General features: G+C 65.9%; 15 protein-coding genes. 8 read left to right on the top strand and 7 right to left on the bottom strand.

Translation table 11 applies throughout. The features are described from left to right. Positions 1 to 62 precede the first annotated feature (62 nt). From K3U93_RS00230 to K3U93_RS00260, 7 genes are all read right to left on the bottom strand, one after another. Complete coding sequence (locus K3U93_RS00230) at positions 63 to 812, bottom strand: amino acid ABC transporter ATP-binding protein (protein ID WP_083008696.1); 750 nt, start codon at positions 810 to 812, stop codon at positions 63 to 65. Then, a complete protein-coding gene (locus K3U93_RS00235) occupies positions 809 to 2,605 on the bottom strand; it encodes an ABC transporter substrate-binding protein/permease (protein ID WP_083009107.1) in 1,797 nt (598 codons plus the stop codon). Before K3U93_RS00235 ends, K3U93_RS00230 begins: the two co-directional genes overlap by 4 nt. Before the next feature lie 39 nt (positions 2,606 to 2,644). Continuing rightward, positions 2,645 to 3,361: a GntR family transcriptional regulator gene (locus tag K3U93_RS00240; RefSeq protein WP_083008698.1), complete on the bottom strand. Its 717-nt coding sequence runs from the start codon at positions 3,359 to 3,361 to the stop codon at positions 2,645 to 2,647. Between the two features lie 44 nt (positions 3,362 to 3,405). Next, entirely contained in the window at positions 3,406 to 4,185 is a 780-nt protein-coding gene (locus K3U93_RS00245) for an LLM class F420-dependent oxidoreductase (protein WP_083008700.1), read from the bottom strand. A gap of 16 nt (positions 4,186 to 4,201) precedes the next feature. Next, positions 4,202 to 5,107, bottom strand: coding sequence for an alpha/beta fold hydrolase (locus K3U93_RS00250; protein WP_139796734.1), 906 nt, complete (start codon positions 5,105 to 5,107; stop codon positions 4,202 to 4,204). A gap of 117 nt (positions 5,108 to 5,224) precedes the next feature. After that, a complete protein-coding gene (locus K3U93_RS00255) occupies positions 5,225 to 6,331 on the bottom strand; it encodes an inositol-3-phosphate synthase (RefSeq protein WP_071509664.1) in 1,107 nt (368 codons plus the stop codon). A gap of 58 nt (positions 6,332 to 6,389) precedes the next feature. Further along, complete coding sequence (locus K3U93_RS00260; RefSeq protein WP_071509665.1) at positions 6,390 to 6,932, bottom strand: PadR family transcriptional regulator; 543 nt, start codon at positions 6,930 to 6,932, stop codon at positions 6,390 to 6,392. A gap of 610 nt (positions 6,933 to 7,542) precedes the next feature. On the opposite strand from K3U93_RS00260, the gene K3U93_RS00265 reads away from it, so the two are divergent. The 8 genes from K3U93_RS00265 to K3U93_RS00300 all read left to right on the top strand — a co-directional run bounded on the left by K3U93_RS00265 (position 7,543) and on the right by K3U93_RS00300 (position 17,733). Beyond that, positions 7,543 to 7,959 (top strand): DUF5318 domain-containing protein, encoded by a 417-nt coding sequence (locus tag K3U93_RS00265; protein WP_071509677.1) that lies wholly within the window; start codon positions 7,543 to 7,545, stop codon positions 7,957 to 7,959. After that, positions 7,952 to 10,495: a transglycosylase domain-containing protein gene (locus tag K3U93_RS00270; RefSeq protein ID WP_139796720.1), complete on the top strand. Its 2,544-nt coding sequence runs from the start codon at positions 7,952 to 7,954 to the stop codon at positions 10,493 to 10,495. Before K3U93_RS00265 ends, K3U93_RS00270 begins: the two co-directional genes overlap by 8 nt. Continuing rightward, complete coding sequence (locus K3U93_RS00275; RefSeq protein ID WP_083008710.1) at positions 10,492 to 12,126, top strand: glycosyltransferase family 87 protein; 1,635 nt, start codon at positions 10,492 to 10,494, stop codon at positions 12,124 to 12,126. Before K3U93_RS00270 ends, K3U93_RS00275 begins: the two co-directional genes overlap by 4 nt. A gap of 271 nt (positions 12,127 to 12,397) precedes the next feature. Further along, positions 12,398 to 12,688: a 30S ribosomal protein S6 gene (gene rpsF, locus K3U93_RS00280; RefSeq protein ID WP_083008713.1), complete on the top strand. Its 291-nt coding sequence runs from the start codon at positions 12,398 to 12,400 to the stop codon at positions 12,686 to 12,688. 102 nt (positions 12,689 to 12,790) lie between these two features. Next, positions 12,791 to 13,324, top strand: a complete 534-nt coding sequence (locus K3U93_RS00285; protein ID WP_083008716.1) for a single-stranded DNA-binding protein — start codon at positions 12,791 to 12,793, stop codon at positions 13,322 to 13,324. A gap of 43 nt (positions 13,325 to 13,367) precedes the next feature. Beyond that, positions 13,368 to 13,622: a 30S ribosomal protein S18 gene (gene rpsR / locus K3U93_RS00290; protein WP_071512778.1), complete on the top strand. Its 255-nt coding sequence runs from the start codon at positions 13,368 to 13,370 to the stop codon at positions 13,620 to 13,622. Positions 13,623 to 13,654: 32 nt separating this feature from the next. Beyond that, entirely contained in the window at positions 13,655 to 14,113 is a 459-nt protein-coding gene (rplI, locus tag K3U93_RS00295) for a 50S ribosomal protein L9 (RefSeq protein WP_071512777.1), read from the top strand. Between the two features lie 533 nt (positions 14,114 to 14,646). Continuing rightward, complete coding sequence (locus K3U93_RS00300) at positions 14,647 to 17,733, top strand: replicative DNA helicase (RefSeq protein WP_083008719.1); 3,087 nt, start codon at positions 14,647 to 14,649, stop codon at positions 17,731 to 17,733. The last annotated feature ends 240 nt before the right edge of the window (positions 17,734 to 17,973 follow it).

Here is a 17,973-nt window from a genome sequence, read left to right on the forward strand (position 1 = left end):
GTCGGCAGTCTAACCCGATATGGGGCCGTACAAGGTAGCTACCGTCAAGTAGTTGGCGAGCGTCAAAGCACTTGGGACAGGAACCGCCGGAGCCGCTCCGTCTTTGCGGCCTCGAATATCTGCTCCGGAGGCCCTGATTCCACCACTTTGCCGTGATCCATGAAAACAACGGTGTCCGATGCCGACCGCGCGAAGCCCATCTCGTGGGTGACGACCACCATGGTCATGCCACCCGCGCCGAGGTCGGCGATGAGTTGCAGAATTCCCTTGACCATTTCGGGATCCAGCGCCGAGGTCGCCTCGTCGAAGAACATCACCTGCGGGGCCATCGCCAGCGCACGGGCGATCGCGACCCGTTGTTGTTGGCCACCCGACAGCGTGCCGGGGCGGGCACCGGCCTTGTGCTTCAGGCCAACTCGGTCCAGCTGGGCCAGCGCCAACTCCCGGGCCGCGTCCGCGGGCAGGCGCCGCAACTTGCGCGGCGCCAGCGTGACGTTGTCCAGCACGCTGCGGTGCGGGAACAAATTGAAATGCTGGAACACCATGCCGATGCGCTGGCGGAGTTGGTCCGGGTTGTCGCGCAACACCGACCGGCCGTCGAGCAGGATGTCGCCGCTATCGGGCTCGTGCAATCGATTCAGGGTGCGCAGCAGCGTTGACTTGCCCGAGCCGGACGGTCCGATCACGGCCACCGTGCTGCCCGCGGGGGCCTCGATGTCGACGCCACGCAGCACCGCCGTCCCACCGAGGGTCTGATGAATATCTTTGCCCGCCAACGAAACTGACCCGCGCCCCGCAATCCCGGCCGTCACGTCATCTCCTGGCCGAACGTCGACGCGAGCCTCTCGGCACGCTCGTCGGGCTCAACGGCCGCGCGGCCGCGGCGAAGCCGGGCGTCGATGTAGTTCACCAAATGCGTTAACGGCACAGTCAATATCAGGTAGAAGACACCGGCGGCCACCAGCGGCGACAAGTTGCCGGTCTGCGCGTTGAGGTCTCGGCCCACCTGAAACAGCTCCCGCTGATGGGCGATCAAGCCCAGGAAGTACACCAGCGCGGAGGCCTTCAACAACGCGATGAACTGATTGACGAGCGCCGGCAGGACCCGGCGGACGCCCTGCGGGATCACCACCAGTCGCATCGCGGCCGGATAGCTGAATCCGAGCGCACGCGAGGCCTCCAGCTGGCCGGGGTCCACGCTTTGTATTCCGGCGCGCAGAATTTCGCCGATGTAGGCCGCGGCCATCAATCCCAATGCCGCGATGCCCAGCGGGTAGGGATTGTTGTTGGTAAGCCCGCCCACCACCGGCCCGACGCCCAGCCCGATGATCAGGATGATCACCACTTCGGGAAGGCCACGGAAAACATCGGTGTACACCCGCGCCGGCCAACGCAGCCAGCGCGACCGCGAGATCCCCGCGACCGCCAGCACCATGCCAAGCACCAAACCGATGACGCTCGCACTGCTGGTCAGGATCAACGTGTTGGGCAGCCCCGTGGTGAACAGCGTCGGGATGGCCTGCCGGTACATGTCCCAGTCGAAAAAGGAATCGCGCAACTGGGCCAGAGTGGATTTCGGAGCGGCGGGCCCCGTCGGCTTGTGACGGTGCTTCGCGGCGATCGCGGCGAAGTCCGGCAGTTTCGGGGGAGCGGCGGCCCCGGAACCGGGTTTCCAACCCGGCAGCAAGGTCCGCGGCACCCACTCGGAGTACAGGTTTGCCCAGGTGCCGTCGGCGATGACCGCATCCAGCCCGGAGTTCAGTGCGTCGACCAGCGGCTGGTTGTCTTTCGCGACCGCAAAGGCCACGAAGTCACCCGGGCTGAAGGTGTTCGCGACGACCACCGCCGGATCACCCGGCCGCATCGCGTTGGCCGCCTGACCCGCCGGCGCCACCCACGCGTCGATCTGGCGGGCCTTGAGGCTGGCATACACGGTGGCGAAGTCGGGATACTTCACCGGTTGCAGGTGCAAACTCTCGACGACGTACGCCTCTTCGACGGTGCCCTGGACCACGCCGATGCGCTGGCCGCCGGAGAGGTCGCCGAAGTCGTGGATCGCCGAGCCCGGCGGCACCACCAGCGAGTAGTAACCGAAGTCGTAGCCGTTGGTGAACGCGACGGTGCGGCGCCGCGCGTCGGTGGCCTTCACCGATGCCGAGCCGACGTCGAAGCGCCGGGACGCCACCTGGGCGAGCAGGCCGGAGAAATCCGTGCCGACAAAGCGGACCTGCAGGCCCAGCTTGCCGGCGATGGCGCGCAACAGCTGGTTGTCGAACCCGCTGAACTGGCCGGTGGGATTGATGCAGGCGTTCGGCGGGGCGTCCGAGAGCGTGCCGACGGTCAAGATGCCCGGTGTGCCCAGTCCCAATGCGTCGACGTTCACCTCGCTCAGCGGCTCGACGGTGGGTGTGGTGTGCCCGTCGTCCTGGCCCACGGTCGGCGTCTCGGTCAGGCCTTTCGGCAGGACGGCCGCGCTGTCCAGACCGGCCGGCGCGCATTGGTTCCTGTCGGCCGTCGCCGGCGCGGCTAGCGCGACCGAGCACACCATCAGGATTGCCGCGGCCGCGGAAAGCAGCCTGGCGCCCCGGCTCTCGCACAAATTCATCACCGCCACGGTATCGACCGGTGGCCCGTCGAGAGGCCGTCAGACCGCGTCGGCGCCGGCGAGCACCCGAAGAGGCTCGGCGACAACCTGATCAATGTCATTCGGCGCCGCGAATACCCTGCGCCGAACCAATTCGGCCAGCATGGTCTGGGCCATCAGACCGGACCGGCCGACGCACGCGGCCCGCGCGGCGTCGGGGTCACGCCGGTGTATGGCGGAGGTCTCGTCTTCGTAGAAGGGCAACATGTCGTCGCGGCCGCACTGGTAGGTCATCCAGAACACCCGGGGGATGAGGTTTTGCGAAGCGCGGATCGTGGCGTGCAGCCGCGGTCCCGCGTACTCGTCGTTGATCGTGTGCCGATATTCCCCGGCGATTTCGGAGAAGGCGCGTGGTTCCTTCGCGGAGCGCAACGATCGCATGAGCGCATCGAGTTGCCCCAGGATCCGCGGCGTGGGGTTGGCGGCCGCGCGCGCCGAGGCGATGCCGTTGAGCAGGCCGTCGAGCTCGTGGTGTTCGAGCACCGTGTCTTCGTCGAACCGCTCGACGAACGCGCCCCGGTGATAGCGGGTGGACACGATCCCGTCGTGTTCGAGCTGGACCAGCGCCTCCTGAATCGGGACGCGACTGACTCCCAGGCCGGCCGCGATCTCGTTGCGGTCGACGCGGTCACCGCTGCGCAGCTTCCCGGTCAGCACCAGGTTGAGGATGTGCGAAACAACCTCGTCCTTTTCCTTGACCCCGTATTTCTTTGGCATCCGTTTTCTGCGTCTCTTTTCCAAACCCGCCTTAGGCGCGCATGTTAACGGCGATCGCGCCACTTGCACAGGGTTTCGGCCGCGCTCAGGTCGTAATCCGGACCGTCGCAGGCCACGGTCAGCAGGGTGACGCCGAGATCGACGAGTATTTCGGCGTTGGCGATCAGCTCGCCGCCGTTTTGAAGAGCGACCGAGTGTTCGATGCTCGCCGGGTCCTGGCCAACGGCGGCGCAGTGCCGGCCCAGGACGTCGGACTTCGCCGGGTACTCGCCGGCGGAGGTGAAGCTGTGCCAGATGTCGGCGTACTCGGCGACCAGCCGCAGGGTCTTGCGTTCACCGCCGCCGCCGATCAGGACCGGGATGTCGCGGGTCGGCGGCGGGTTTAGCTTGGCCAGCCGCGCCTTGATCCGGGGCAGCGCGGCCGCCAGGTCGTCGAGGCGGCTGCCGGCGGTGCCGAATTCGTAGCCGTATTCGTCGTAATCCTTTTGTTTCCAGCCGGAACCGATTCCCAGGACCAGCCGGCCGTCCGAGATGTGGTCGACGGTGCGGGCCATGTCGGCCAGCAGCTCCGGATTGCGGTAGGAGTTGCACGTCACCAGCGCGCCGATCTCGATACGCGACGTCTGCTCGGCCCAGGCACCAAGCATGGTCCAGCATTCGAAATGTGGGCCGTCGGGATCGCCGTAGAGCGGAAAGAAGTGGTCCCAGTTGAAGGCGATGTCGACGCCGATGTCCTCACAGCGCCGAACGGCGTCGCGCAGATTGCGATAGTGGGGGGCGTGCTGCGGCTGCAGCTGCACGCCGATACGAACGGGAAGGCTCATATGACCCACCGTAGGCTCAGCGTTCGTCAAGCACCCCACGCAGGAGGGCGATCAGCGCGCGGGGTTGGTCGCTCTGCACGGAATGGCCCGAATTCTCGACGACGTGTGCCGTACGGAAATTGGTTGCGCGCCTGGCGAGTTCGGCCGCGTCCTCGTCGGTGACGAAGCCCGACGAACCGCCGCGGACGAGCGTGATGGGCGCCGACAGCGCATCGACGTCGTCCCACAGGCCGGCGAAGTCGGGGAAGGTGCGGATCGCGTCGTAGCGCCATGTCCAGTTGCCGTTGTCGAGCCGACGGGAATTGTGGAACACGCCGCGCCGCAACGCCTTTACCTCGCGGTGCGGCGCCGCGGCGATGGTCAGGTCCAGCATGGCCTGGAAGCTGGGGAACTCGCGCTCGCCGTGCATCAGCGCCACCGTGCCCTGCTGCTCGGCGGTCAGCTCGGCGTGCCGCTGCAGCGCCGACGGGGTGACGTCGATCAGGACGAGTTCATTGACCACGTCGGGCGCCACCGCGGCCAGCCGGATCGCGGTCAGCCCGCCCAGCGACATGCCGACGACGAGGTCGGCGTTCGACGCATGCTCGCGCAGCACCGGCGCCAGGGCGGCGGCGTTGTGGTGTGGGGAGTAGTCTCCGTCGTCACGCCATGCCGAATGGCCGTGCCCGGGAAGGTCCACGGCCAGCGCCGGCTCACCGAGACCGACGATCACGGTGTCCCAGGTGTGCGCGTTCTGCCCGCCGCCGTGCAGGAAGATCACGCGGGGTTCGGGGCCGCCCCAGCGCAGCGCGCTGATCCTGCCCTCCGCCGTGTCCGCCTCGACCCGCTCGACGTCGGGCAGCGGGGTCGCAACGCCGGCCTGCTCGGCGTTCTCGGCCAGCAGGGAGAACTCAGACAATTCCGCCAGGCCGTCCTCAGACATGTCGGTCACGATCTCCGACTCTACGATCTACGCGTCACGATCTACGCGTCGAACGTCACGCTGGCGTGCCGCCGGGCGTCGAACGTCACGCTGACGTGACGCTCGACGAAGGACAAACTATGCGTCGCCGATGAACTCTTCGAGTTGGGTGCGCGCGATGTCGTCGGGCAGCTGCTTGGGCGGGCTCTTCATCAGGTACGCCGACGCGGGGACCACCGGTCCGCCGATGCCGCGATCCTTGGCGATCTTGGCCGCGCGCACCGCGTCGATGATGACGCCCGCCGAGTTCGGCGAGTCCCACACCTCGAGCTTGTATTCCAGGTTCAGCGGCACGTCGCCGAAGGCGCGGCCCTCCAGGCGCACGTAGGCCCACTTGCGGTCGTCGAGCCAGCCGACGTGGTCGGACGGACCGATGTGCACGTCCTTGGTCTTGAACTCGCGCTGCAGGTTGGACGTGACCGCCTGGGTCTTCGAGATCTTCTTGGACTCCAGCCGCTCGCGCTCGAGCATGTTGAGGAAGTCCATGTTGCCGCCGACGTTGAGCTGCATGGTGCGGTCCAGCTGCACGCCGCGGTCCTCGAACAGCTTGGCCATCACCCGGTGGGTGATGGTCGCGCCGACCTGGCTCTTGATGTCGTCCCCGATGATCGGCACACCGGCGTCGGCGAATTTCTTGGCCCACACCGGGTCGGAGGCGATGAACACCGGCAGCGCGTTCACGAATGCCACGCCGGCGTCGATAGCGCACTGGGCGTAGAACTTGTCGGCCTCTTCGGAGCCCACCGGCAGATAGGACACCAGCACGTCGACTTTCGCGTCGCGCAGCACCTGCACCACGTCGACGGGCTCCGCGTCGGACAGCTCGATGGTGTCGGCGTAGTACTTGCCGATGCCGTCCAGCGTCGGGCCACGTTGCACCGTCACGTTGGTGGGAGGCACGTCGGCGATCTTGATGGTGTTGTTCTCCGAGGCGAAGATCGCCTCCGACAGGTCGAAGCCGACCTTCTTGGCGTCCACGTCGAAGGCCGCCACGAACTTGACGTCGCGAACGTGGTACGGGCCGAACCGCACGTGCATGAGGCCCGGCACCGTCGACGTTTCGTCGGCGTTCTGGTAGTACTCGACGCCCTGAACCAGCGAGGACGCGCAGTTCCCGACGCCGACGATGGCGACTCGTACCTCCGTCGACGCCTGTGGCGCCCCTAACGGGTTGTGCTCACTCATAGGGCGTTCTCCTAACTTCATAACCGTGTGCTTCGGGTGATTGTTTGATGCAGGGGTTTTACGTCTGTTCGGAAAGGCCTGGTGCTGCCCGCTCCGCGGCGATGAGCTCGTTGAGCCACTTGACTTCACGCTCGCTGGACTCGAGCCCCAGTTGATGCAGCTGCCGGGTGTAGCGGTCGAACGAGCTGCTGGCCCGCGCCACCGCCTCACGCAGGCCCTCGCGGCGTTCCTCGACCTGACGGCGGCGGCCTTCCAGGATCCGCATCCGCGCTTCCGCCGGAGTGCGGTTGAAGAACGCCAGGTGTACCCCGAAGCCGTCGTCGGTGTAGTTGTGCGGACCGGTGTCGGCCACCAGCTCACCGAAGCGCCGACGGCCGGCGTCCGTCAGTTGGTAGACCCGACGTGCCCGCCGGACCGGAGTACCGGCCGGAGCCGCGTTCTCGGCGATTAACCCGTCGGCCTGCATGCGCCGGAGCGCCGGGTAGAGCGAACCGTACGAAAACGCCCGGAACGCGCCGAGGAGGCCGGTCAGCCGCTTGCGCAACTCATAGCCATGCATAGGCGATTCGATCAGGAGACCCAGGATGGCAAGCTCCAGCATCGACTCACCTCCTTATTGCATGGTCAGTTACGACGATCCGACGCCTCGGGCGATCGTATCGCTTCGATATATTTGTCACAACATTGCCTGTCGTGGGTTGGCTGTTGGCCGCGTCAAAATATGTTGAGTTACGGCCCGCGGATAGGGTCTCCTACGTGGGCAAATCCAGCTTTTTGATCCCGGGCGTCGGCCGGCTCAATGATCGGGTGCGCGGTTTCCGGGCGCCGTGCATCACTGTGCTGGCTGCTGATGGTGCCTGTCCTGGCTTGGCCGGTGGTTTTGGTGACCCGCGCCAGCCGGATAGCGCTCGACCACGTCCATGACACCGACGGCGGGACGCAATCGCTTCTCTGCGAGGTTTCGGTGGCTCGCCGCGGGCTTCAGTTCATGCGGGTTGCGTAGTTGGCCCGGTGGCGTCGGTCGGCAATGTCGAGCGCATGCCGCCGCGAGCGCTCAGCTTCGGTTCCAGCCGCCGGCCATCTCACCGCGGGATGCTCGAAGAAGCCGGGTCGAGCGTGGCGCAGAATGCGGCGGCCGACCACCGCGGCTCGGCCCGGCAACCGCCTCGGTTGCGTGTCGGTGGTGCGCATGGCCACGTACTCTGGTGATCGTGCGACTGCAGCGACAGGTGGTGGACTACGCGCTCCGGCGGCGCTCACTGCTGGCCGAGGTGTACTCGGGCCGCACCGGGGTGTCCGACGTGTGCGACGCCAACCCCTATTTGCTGCGCGCGGCGAAGTTTCACGGCAAACCGAGCCAGGTGATGTGCCCGATCTGTCGGAAGGAGCCGCTCACCCTCGTGTCGTGGGTGTTCGGCGATCACCTGGGCGCGGTATCGGGCTCGGCACGCACCGCCGAAGAGCTGGTGTTGTTGGCGATCCGTTACGAGGAATTCTCGGTCCACGTCGTGGAGGTGTGTCGGACCTGCAGCTGGAATCACCTGGTGAAGTCGTATGTGATGGGTGCGGCACGCCCGCCCAAGGGCACGCGGACGGCGCGCAACGGCGCACGCACGGCCATTGAATAACGAAGGCCGCCACGACCAGTCGTCCGCCGACGCGAACGGATCACCAACTGAGCGCGTGGGCAGGCATACGAGTACCGATCGCCCGGATCCCGGCCACCGCCGTCAGGCTCCCCCCGACGACCGGTTGACCACGATCCTTCCACCGGTCATCGACGATCAGTCGCCACGACGACCCGACCCCATCGAGGAAGCCAAGGCCGCCCTGGACGGCCCCCCGTCGACACCCATACAGCGCGACCCGCTCGAAGAGGTCAAGGCCGCGCTCGACAGCCGTGCCTCAACCTCGCCGCGGCGTGACCGGCCGGGCCGCGGACGCCGCCCGCCGGAAGGACCCCCATCGCTACCGCGGCGGCCCGACGCGACTGGTGGGCCGGGCGACAGGGTCCCCCGACCAAGGGTCGACCGGAGCTGGGCCCGGCAGGTCAACTGGTTATGGGTGCGGCGAGCGGCCTACCTCACCGCGGCCGTGCTGGTGTTATTGCCGATCGTCACCTTCGCTATGGCCTACTTCATCGTCGACGTTCCCAAGCCGGGCAACATCCGTACCAACCAGGTCTCGACAATCCTGGCCAGCGATGGCTCGGAGATCGCCAAAATCATTCCCCCCGAAGGTAATCGGGTCGACGTCAGTATCAACCAGGTGCCCGTGCACGTGCGCCAGGCGGTGATCGCCGCCGAAGACCGCAACTTCTATTCCAACCCGGGCTTTTCGTTCAGCGGTTTCGCGCGTGCGGTGAACAACAACCTCTTCGGCGGCGGCGACCTGCAGGGCGGCTCGACGATCACCCAGCAATATGTGAAGAACGCGCTGGTCGGTTCGGCGCAACACGGGTTCAGCGGCCTGATGCGCAAGGCCAAGGAGCTGGTCATCGCCACCAAGATGTCGGGGGAGTGGTCCAAAGACGATGTGCTACAAGCCTATTTGAACATCATCTACTTCGGCCGCGGCGCCTACGGGATTTCGGCGGCCGCCAAGGCCTATTTCGACAAGCCGGTCGAGCAGCTCACCGTCTCCGAAGGGGCGCTGTTGGCGGCGCTGATTCGGCGGCCGTCCTCGTTGGACCCGGCTGTGGATCCCAAGGGCGCCATGGAGCGTTGGAACTGGGTGCTCGACGGCATGGTGGAAACCAAGGCGCTATCGCCGAGCGATCGTGCGGCACAGGTGTTTCCACCGACCGTGCCACCCGATCAGGCCCGCGCACAGAACCAGACCACCGGTCCCAACGGGTTGATCGAACGCCGGGTGACCAACGAGCTGCTGGAGCTGTTCAACATCGACGAGCAGACCCTCAACACCCAGGGGCTGCAGGTCACCACCACCATCGATCCCAAGGCCCAGCAGGCCGCGGAAAAGGCCGTCTCGAAATACCTCGACGGGCAAGACCCCGACATGCGCGCCGCCGTGGTCTCGATCGACCCGCACAACGGCGCGATACACGCCTACTACGGCGGTTCCGACGCCAACGGTTTCGACTTCGCCCAGGCCGGGCTGCAAACCGGATCGTCGTTCAAGGTCTTCGCTTTGGTTGCCGCGCTCGAACAGGGGATCGGCCTGGGCTACCAGGTCGACAGCTCCCCGCTGACCGTCGACGGCATCAAGATCACCAACGTCGACGGCGAGAGCTGCGGAACCTGCAATATCGCCGTGGCACTCAAGCTTTCGCTCAACACCGCCTATTACCGGCTGATGCTCAAACTCAAGGGCGGCCCGCAGGCCGTTGCGGACGCCGCGCACCAGGCCGGTGTCGCGACCAGCTTTCCCGGCGTTGCGCACACGCTATCCGAGGACGGCAAGGGTGGTCCACCCAACAATGGGATTGTGTTGGGCCAGTACCAAACCCGGCCGATCGACATGGCCTCGGCCTATGCCACGCTGGCCGCGTCCGGCGTCTATCACCGGCCGCATCTGGTGCAAAAGGTGGTCAATGCCGAAGGCCAAGTGCTTTTCGACGCCGCCAATTCGGACAACAGCGGCGAGCGGCGCATCGACAAAGGGGTCGCGGACAACACCACCGCCGCGATGCAGCCGATCGCCGGCTATTCGCGTGGCCACAACCTGGCCGGCGGGCGTGCGTCGGCGGCCAAGACCGGCACGGTGCAGTTGGGCGACACCAAGGCCAACAAGGACGCCTGGATGGTCGGATACACGCCGTCGCTGTCGACGGCCGTGTGGGTGGGCACCGTCGAAGACAACGTGCCGCTGGTAACCGCCTCGGGCGCAGAGGTTTACGGCTCGGGCCTGCCGTCGGACATTTGGAAGTCGACCATGGACGGCGCCCTGAAGGGCACCTCGAACGAGACCTTCCCGAAGCCGTCCGAGATCGGTGGCTACGCGGGCGTTCCCGCCGCGCCACCCCCGCCTCCTCCGCCACCGTCAGAGACCGTCATCCAGCCGACGATCGAAGTGGCGCCGGGCATCACCATCCCAATCGGTCCGCCCACGACGGTCCCCGTCGGACCTCCGCCACCGGGCGGCTTCCCGCCACAGCCGGGCGTCCCACCGGGCGGCCCGCAAGCTCCCCCGCCGCCGCCGTGACCGGAACTCAGCAGCAAAGCGCCACCATCTCACCGCTGCCCCTGGCCGCCGACCGGCGCAGCGCGGACAACCGCGATTGCCCCAGCCGCACCGACTTTTTGGGCGCGGCACTGGCGGACGTCGTCGGGGGACCGGTGGGCCGGCACGCGCTGATCGGCCGCACCCGGCTGATGACCCCGGTGCGAGTCATGTTCGTGATCGCGCTGGTGTTCCTGGCACTCGGCTGGTCGACGAAGGCGGCCTGCCTACAGAGCACCGGTACCGGAACGGGCGATCAGCGCGTCGCCAACTGGGATAACCAACGCGCCTACTACGAGCTGTGCTATTCGGACACGGTGCCCCTCTACGGCGCGGAGTTGTTGAGCCAGGGCAAGTTTCCCTACAAGTCGAGCTGGATCGAGACCGACGCCAGCGGCGCCCCGCAGACCAGCTACGACGGCAAGCCCGCGGTGCGATACATGGAGTATCCCGTGCTGACGGGGATGTATCAGTACGTGTCGATGGCGCTGGCCAAGACCTACACCGCGCTGAGCAAGCTCGCGCCCCTTCCGGTAGTCGCCGAGGTGGTGATGTTCTTCAACGTCGCGGCGTTCGGGCTGGCGCTGGCCTGGCTGGCGACCGTGTGGGCAACCGCGGGCCTGTCGGGCCGGCGCGTATGGGATGCGGCCCTGGTGGCCGCCTCGCCGCTGGTGATCTTCCAGATATTCACCAACTTCGACGCGCTGGCAACGGCGTTCGCGGTCGGGGGGCTGCTGGCCTGGGCCCGACGCAAACCGGTACTCGCCGGTGTGCTGATCGGATTAGGCGCCGCGGCCAAGCTATACCCGCTGTTGTTCTTGGGCCCGATGTTGGTGTTGGGCATCCGGACTCGCCGCTTCGGTGCCCTGGCGCGCACCGCGGCGGCGGCTGCAGCGACCTGGTTATTGGTGAACCTGCCCGTGTTGGTGCTTTTTCCGCGGGGTTGGTCGGAGTTTTTCCGGCTCAACACCCGGCGCGGCGACGACATGGACTCGCTGTACAACGTCGTGAAATCATTCACCGGCTGGCGCGGTTTCGATCCCAAACTGGGCTTCTGGGAGCCGCCCACGGTACTGAACACGGTGGTCATCGTGACGTTCGTAGTGTGTTGTGCGGCAATCGCTTACGTCGCGCTCACCGCGCCGCGACGGCCGCGGCTGGCGCAGCTGGTGTTCTTGGTGGTGGCGGCGTTCCTGTTGACCAACAAGGTGTGGAGCCCCCAGTTCTCGTTGTGGTTGGTGCCGCTGGCGGTGCTGGCCTTGCCGCATCGGCGAATCCTGCTGGCGTGGATGACGATTGACGCGCTGGTTTGGGTGCCGCGGATGTACTACCTGTATGGCAATCCGAACCGCGGGCTCCCGGATCAGTTTTTCACCACAACGGTGTTGCTGCGCGACGTCGCGGTCGTGGCGCTGTGCGCGTTGGTGATCCGGCAGATCTATCGGCCCGACGAGGATCTGGTGCGCTGGGGCGGGCGAGTGGACGATCCGGCGGGCGGGCCGTTCGACCGCGCCCCCGACGCCCCGCCTGGTTGGCTGCCGGACTGGGTGCGCCCGCCCGGGCAGCGGCGGTCGGCCGTCCCTGAAACCGAGGCCGTCGCGGTCGAGGCTTAATGCTGGTCGCAATTCCACTGTTCCCGCGCTTCACCGCACTCGGCTGGCCGCAAACCGTACACCCGATCACCACGCACACCACGTCGGTGTGTACGGGCACATAGTTGCTCGCCGCGCGGGGTCTGTTCGATGGACTGACCCCCTACCGATCTGCGCGGATTTCTCCGGCCAGCCCCACGTCCGGTAGCCTGATGCGGTTGCCGACGCAGGCGACCCTCCTGCCACGGATCGACCGTGGCCGTTTGAGACCAGAGGAGGTGGTGAGGTTTCCATGCGTCCATACGAAATCATGGTCATTCTTGACCCCACGCTCGACGAACGCACCGTTGCCCCGTCCTTGGAGACGTTCCTCAACGTCGTCCGCAAGGATGGCGGAACCGTCGAGAAGGTCGACATCTGGGGCCGGCGGCGGCTGGCCTACGAGATCGCCAAGCACGACGAAGGCATCTACGTCGTCATCGACCTCAAGGCTGCGCCGGCGACGGTCTCCGAGCTCGACCGTCAGCTGAGCCTCAACGAGTCGGTGTTGCGCACCAAGGTGATGCGCACCGACAAGCACTAACAGGCTGGGCGAGACACTGCCCGCTGTCGGCATGTTTGCGTAGGCTCAGCGAGAACACGCTCATGACCACCCGTCGCCCCGAGGCGGATCCAGGAGGAAATTGTGGCTGGTGACACCACTATCACCGTTGTCGGAAACCTGACCGCCGACCCTGAACTGCGGTTTACCCCGTCGGGAGCGGCCGTCGCGAACTTCACCGTGGCCTCGACGCCCCGGATCTATGACCGGCAGAGCGGGGAATGGAAGGACGGCGAGGCGCTCTTCCTCCGGTGCAACATCTGGCGGGAGGCCGCCGAGAACGTCGCGGAAAGCCTGACCCGCGGCGCCAGGGTAATCGTTACGGGGCGGCTCAAGCAGCGGTCTTTTGAGACCCGAGAAGGCGAGAAGCGCACCGTCGTCGAGGTCGAGGTCGACGAGGTCGGGCCTTCGCTTCGGTACGCCACCGCCAAGGTCAACAAGGCCACCCGCAGTGGTGGCGGAGGCGGCGGCTTCGGTGGCGGCGGGGGCGGTGGTGGTGGTGGTGGTGCGCCTCGCCCGGCGCCGGCGCAGGCGAGCGCCCCGGCGGGTGACGATCCGTGGGGCAGCGCCCCGGCATCGGGCTCCTTCGGCGGCGGCGACGACGAACCGCCGTTTTGACCAGAGAACTTCACACCAGTAAGTAACGGAAAGAAAGACATACATGGCCAAGTCCAATAAGCGGCGCCCGGCTCCAGAAAAGCCGGTCAAGGCGCGTAAATGCGTCTTTTGCGCGAAGAAAGAACAAGCGATCGACTACAAGGACACCGCGCTGCTGCGCACTTACATCAGTGAGCGCGGCAAGATCCGGGCGCGCCGCGTCACCGGCAACTGCGTGCAGCACCAGCGCGACATCGCGCTCGCGGTGAAGAATGCCCGCGAGGTGGCCCTGCTGCCCTTCACTTCCGCGGCGCGATAACCGCCGAACGCTGAACCGAAAGTACGTAAACGATGAAGCTGATTCTGACGGCTGACGTCGAGCACCTCGGCACCGTCGGTGACACGGTCGAGGTCAAGGACGGCTATGGCCGCAATTTCCTGCTCCCGCGCGGCATGGCGATCGTCGCTTCGCGCGGCGCACAGAAGCAGGCCGATGAGATCCGCCGGGCTCGCGAAACCAAGACGGTGCGCGGCCTCGAGCACGCCAACGAAATCAAGGCGGCGATCGAGGCGCTGGGCTCTGTTTCGTTGCCAGTGAAGACGGCGGCCGACTCCGGCAAGCTGTTCGGCTCGGTCACCGCCGGCGATGTTGTCTCGGCCATCAAAAAGGCCGGCGGGCCCAACCTCGACAAGCGGATCGTTCGGCTGCCCAAGACGCATATCAAGGCCGTCGGCGAGCACCGGGTGTCGGTGCACCTGCACCCCGAGATCGATGTCGAGATTGTGTTCGACGTCGTCGCGGAGAGCTAACTCAACGCCATTTGCTCATCACAGGCGGCGGCCGTGATCGGCCGCCGTCGCGGTTGGTCGCGCCGCGAGCAGCGGCTAAAGCCTTCGTCGAGGCGCGCCCGCGCGTCGGGCCTGGCGAACTATTTCGGCGGCGTTGCCAAGTGATCGCCTTAACCGCCCCGTAACGCGGCGAAAATATGGCCGAAAGCCAACACGCCCGGCGCAGTAACCTGGCCCGACACGCCGAAGAGATTATTGTCCACACCAAATGCGGCGCGTTGTACTGCTTTTATCAGCGGTGATGTCCCAGTACCTCGAATTAATCCACAGGTTCTCCACACCCCGCTCAACACAGGTGTCGACGGATATGCACACACGATGCACAGCCTTATGAACAGCAGCCCCTTTAAGTACTCGCCAGCAACGTTTACCGTCTTCCCCGCGCGAGGCGATATGGGCGCTACGGGTCGTGGGGTGTCGGTGCCGTGACTTACGCTCTGAATGTCGGCTGTCGAATGTATGTTCGGTGCTTGTGTCAGAGGAGGTGAGAGCCCGTGGCGGTCGTCGATGACCTAGCGCCCGGCATGGATGCCTCGCCGCCCAGTGAGGATTACGGCCGTCAGCCGCCGCAGGATGTGGCCGCGGAGCAGTCGGTGCTGGGCGGGATGCTGCTGAGCAAGGACGCCATCGCCGATGTGCTGGAGCGGCTGCGGCCCGGCGACTTCTACAAGCCGGCCCACCAGAACGTCTACGACGCGATCCTGGACCTGTACGGGCGCGGCGAGCCCGCCGACGCGGTGACGGTCGCCGCCGAACTGGACCGCCGCGGGCTGCTGCGCCGCATCGGCGGCGCACCCTATCTGCACACCCTGATCTCGACGGTGCCGACGGCCGCCAACGCCGGCTACTACGCCGGCATCGTGGCCGAAAAGGCGCTGCTGCGCCGGCTGGTGGAGGCCGGGACGCGGGTAGTGCAATACGGCTACGCGGGCGCCGAGGGTGCCGACGTGGCCGAGGTGGTCGACCGCGCGCAGGCGGAAATCTACGAGGTCACCGATCGCCGGCTTTCCGAGGACTTCGTTCCGCTCGAGGACCTGTTGCAGCCGACGATGGACGAGATCGACGCCATCGCCTCCAACGGCGGCCTGTCACGCGGCGTGCCGACCGGCTTCACCGAACTCGACGAGGTGACCAACGGGCTGCATCCGGGCCAAATGATCATCGTGGCGGCGCGCCCGGGTGTGGGTAAGGCGCTCGCACTGGACACGCCGCTGGCCACACCGGCCGGCTGGACGACAATGGGCGACGTCGCCGTCGGCGACGAGTTGCTCGACGCCGACGGGCTGCCGACGCGGGTGGTGGCCGCGACCGAGGTCATGTTGGGCCGGCCGTGCTACGAGATCGAATTTTCCGACGGCACAGTCGTTGTCGCCGACGCCGCGCACCAGTGGCCGACGACTCGCGGCATCCGGACGTCGGACCGGTTGCGCTGCGGTTGGGACACGATCGCCGCCGCCGGGTCGATGACGCGCTATCCCGGGCATGGGACCACCACCGCCCTGATAGCGCCGGTGCTGCAGATCGACGCGGTGCGCCGGGTGGACAGTGTGCCGGTGCGCTGCGTCCAGGTGGACAACGCCGCGCGCCTGTATCTGGCCGGCCGCGGGATGGTGCCGACCCACAATTCCACGCTGGGTTTGGACTTCATGCGGTCGTGTTCGATCAAGCACCGCATGGCCAGCGTCATCTTCTCGCTGGAGATGAGCAAGTCCGAGATCGTGATGCGGCTGCTTTCCGCCGAGGCGAAAATCAAGCTCGCCGATATGCGTTCGGGCCGGATGAGCGACGACGACTGGACGCGGCTGGCGCGGCGGATGAGCGAAATCAGCGAGGCCCCACTGTATATCGACGACTCGCCCAACCTGACCATGATGGAGATCCGGGCCAAGGCGCGCCGGTTGCGGCAGAAGGCGGATCTGAGGCTGATCGTGGTCGACTACATGCAGCTGATGACGTCGGGCAAGAAGTTCGAGTCGCGTCAGGTGGAGGTGTCCGAATTCTCGCGCCATCTCAAGCTTTTGGCCAAAGAACTCGAGGTTCCGGTTATTGCGATCAGCCAGCTCAACCGTGGCCCCGAGCAGCGCACCGACAAGAAGCCGATGCTGGCCGACCTTCGCGAGTCGGGATGCTTGACCGCCTCGACGCGAATCCTGCGCGCCGACACCGGCGCCGAGGTCACGTTTGGTGAGCTCATGCGGACCGGTGAGCGTCCTTTGGTCTGGTCGCTGGACGAGCAGCTGCGCATGGTGGCCCGCCCGATGACCAACGTGTTTCCCAGTGGCCGCAGGGAGGTGTTCCGGCTCCGGCTGGCCTCGGGCCGGGAAGTTGAGGCCACGGGCAACCATCCGTTCATGAAGTTCGAGGGCTGGACTTCCTTGGAGCAGCTGAAGATTGGTGATCGCATCGCGGCACCGCGGCGGGTACCCGAGCCCGCGGACACGCAGCGGATGGACGACTCGGAAGTCATTCTGCTTGCCCACATGATCGGCGACGGGTCGTGTGTGAAGAATCAGCCGATCCGCTATGCGTCGGTGGACGAGGCAAACCTCGTCGCGGTGATGGTCTCGGCCGCACACTTCGGCGTGACCGCGGTGCGCGACGAGTACCCGGCCGCGCGAGTGACCACGCTGCGGTTGCCCGCGCCCGACCGGTTGGCGCGCGGCAAACGAAACCCGATAGCGGCCTGGCTCGATGGTCTAGGGCTGTTTGGGCGACGGAGTTACGAGAAGTTTGTGCCCGAGGCCATATTTCGTGCCCCCAATGACCAGGTGGCGTTGTTCCTGCGTCATCTATGGGCTACGGACGGGTCTGTTCGGTGGGATGCCAAGGTCGGTCAAGCGCGGATTTACTACGCGTCGACCAGTCGACGCCTCATCGACGACGTGGCGGTCCTGCTGCTGCGGGTCGGCGTCTTCGCGCGGATCAAGCGCGCACCGAAGCCGGGTTACCGCGACTCCTGGCACCTATGCATTTACGGTGCGGACAACCAGGCCAGGTTCCTTCGCCACGTTGGTGTTAACGGTGCAAGAGGGGCCGCGGCACAGGAAGTGCTGGCTCAACTCGAGGGCATGGTGCGCAACCCGAACCTGGACACCGTGCCGAAGGAAGTATGGTCCCAAGTACGAAACCTTTTGTTGTCCAAGCAGATAACACACCGGCAATTTGCTTCGGTCATGGGCATTCAGTTTTGCGGATCCGCGTTGTGGAAGCGCTCACCGAGTCGATCGAGACTGCATCGCGTCGCGGCGCTGCTCGACGATCCTGAGATTCATGCGCTGGCAACCAACGACGTCTTCTGGGACACCGTTGTGGAAATCACGAGTCTTGGTGGACAGGATGTCTATGACGGAACCGTAAGTGGCACACATAATTTCGTCGCAAACGGCATCGTAGTCCACAACTCCCTGGAACAGGATAGTGACGTCGTCATCCTGCTGCACCGCCCGGACGCCTTCGAGCGCGACGATCCGCGCGGGGGAGAGGCGGATTTGATTCTCGCCAAGCACCGCAACGGCCCCACCAAGACGGTCACCGTCGCGCACCAGCTGCACTTGTCGAGATTCGCCAACATGGCGAGGTAATGGGCCTAAGTTTAGAAGCTCATTTTGAATGGCCAAATCTCAACGGTAGTGGCCAACGATTGGCCAATCGGCCATGAATTGAGATTTTCCAGGAAACACGTGGTAGTCGTAGTAGCGCCAGTGATTGCGCGGCCCATGGCTCGACCGGCCAACGTTGCGCACGCGGGTGAGGCGAGTTGCTGGGCCGACCCACGCACGACCAAGCGCGGTATCGCAGGCAAACAGCGTCACCCGCAAAGT

It is taken from the genome of Mycobacterium malmoense (assembly GCF_019645855.1).
In the GTDB taxonomy this organism is placed as follows: Bacteria; Actinomycetota; Actinomycetes; order Mycobacteriales; family Mycobacteriaceae; genus Mycobacterium; species Mycobacterium malmoense.